Source organism: Thalassotalea sp. PP2-459 (assembly GCF_001913705.1).
In the GTDB taxonomy this organism is placed as follows: domain Bacteria; phylum Pseudomonadota; class Gammaproteobacteria; order Enterobacterales; family Alteromonadaceae; genus Thalassotalea_C; species Thalassotalea_C hakodatensis.
On sequence record NZ_MKQD01000006.1, the window covers coordinates 1 to 1,584 of the forward strand.

Sequence of the window (1,584 nt, forward strand, 5' to 3'; positions counted from 1 at the left end):
CTATTAGTGAGAGGAATATATTGCCCTAATGATTGTTCACTCAACTGCTGACTCCATTGACTACCTTCACTTTGCCATTTTATTAGGCCATCAATATACTCAGGTTCAGCATTATCAATTTCATTTTGTTCAAAGTCAGTATCAATATCACTAATAGGAACAGCTGTTGACATATTGCTTTGTCTAACCAGCTCAAGACCATCATGGTAATTCATAATCTCTTTAGCGCGCGTTAGCTGCTTATTAATATTCAAACGATTTTGGCTAATTAATTCAAAATATTCTAATTTCTCAAAACTTAATTAGCTCGCGTATATAAAAATAAAAACTTTGTCAAATGTCCTTGACAAAGTTTTTATTTTTATATACGTTTTTTTGTGTTTTATAAATTTAAGGATAAATTATGAAAAAAACATTTCTAGCAATATCAATACTACTTTTTTCTGCTAATACGATCGCTATGGCTCAAACATGTAAATGTTCTAGTGGAAGTATGGTCGTAGAAATAGAAGGTGATATGGTTTACATGTCATGCACTGAAGGTGGTCGACTACATTGTGTTATAGATTAATAGTTTAGCATTTCAGGGAGAGATTGTTTTACTCCCTTATTTTAAGGAGATTCATTAATGTATAAAGGATCGTATACAGCTATATTTATATGTCTTGTAATTTTATTTATTGGTACTTTTTATTATTACAGTCAAAAAGTCAATAATGATGTAACTATTGCTAACGAGAATAATATCAGCACTGACACACCAGCGTTAAAATCAAGTACTCCCCCTGATTTATTGAATCCTTCGAAACATCCTTCACTGAAAGAGAAAAAAGCTACACAAAAAAAAGAAACGCTTGTCAAAAATACTGTAGCAGAAACAGATGCCCACGAGGGTGATAAGTCTTATAAAAAGTTTCTTAATCAGGAAAAGTTCAGGTCAAACACTACAGTGGATTCGGTTTATTTAGATGATTCTGAAGTAGTTCAACAGAAAGCTATATTTAAATCATTAATAAATAATGACTTTTCATTGCTTGTGGAAAAATTGGACTCTATAAAGGAGTCTAAACAAGCATTCGAGCGTGAAATGAAAATTCAGCATTACTTGACTAACTCGCTAGATTTTACTCATTATAATGAAAAGTATTCATGTGCAGGTAAAGTTTGCGCTGTAACCTTTATTTTTGAAAATAAATCAAATAAAAAACAACTTGAATCATTCGGTGATTTTGACTCTAACTTTTCTTTCGGTAACTTTTCAATTAATGAAAGTGGCGAAAATGTATACAAAGGCGTATTTATAAAAACTGACGACCCATCAAAACTCGCAGTTTCTACAAAATAGTCCAAAAGAATGCTTAATTACTGAAACTGAAAAATACAATAATAAAAGGAGCCGGTGACAAGTGAGCGCTAAACTTGCCCGATGCTCCTTAACATCGAGCAGAGTGCGAAGTTGACATCAATATAATCAAACTGATGTTATTGCGTTAAAAAATGTATCGCATTTACAATTTCATCTGGGCGCTGAAACACCGCCATGTGGTCACTATTAGTGAGAGGAATATATTGCCCTAATGATTG

General features: G+C 32.4%; 1 protein-coding gene and 1 pseudogene. One reads left to right on the forward strand and one right to left on the reverse strand.

Translation table 11 applies throughout. The features are described 5' to 3' along the window. Window positions 1-215 (reverse strand): annotated as a pseudogene (locus tag BI291_RS00180) (alpha/beta hydrolase); the annotation flags it as partial. A 413-nt stretch (window positions 216-628) separates the two neighbouring features. On the opposite strand from BI291_RS00180, the gene BI291_RS00185 reads away from it, so the two are divergent. Further along, a complete protein-coding gene (locus BI291_RS00185) occupies window positions 629-1,345 on the forward strand; it encodes a hypothetical protein (protein ID WP_074495189.1) in 717 nt (238 codons plus the stop codon). The last annotated feature ends 239 nt before the right edge of the window (window positions 1,346-1,584 follow it).

Excerpts from the sequence above, each read along its gene's own strand:
- BI291_RS00185 (WP_074495189.1), top strand. The coding sequence starts at position 629 with ATGTATAAAGGATCGTATACAGCTATATTTATATGTCTTGTAATTTTA.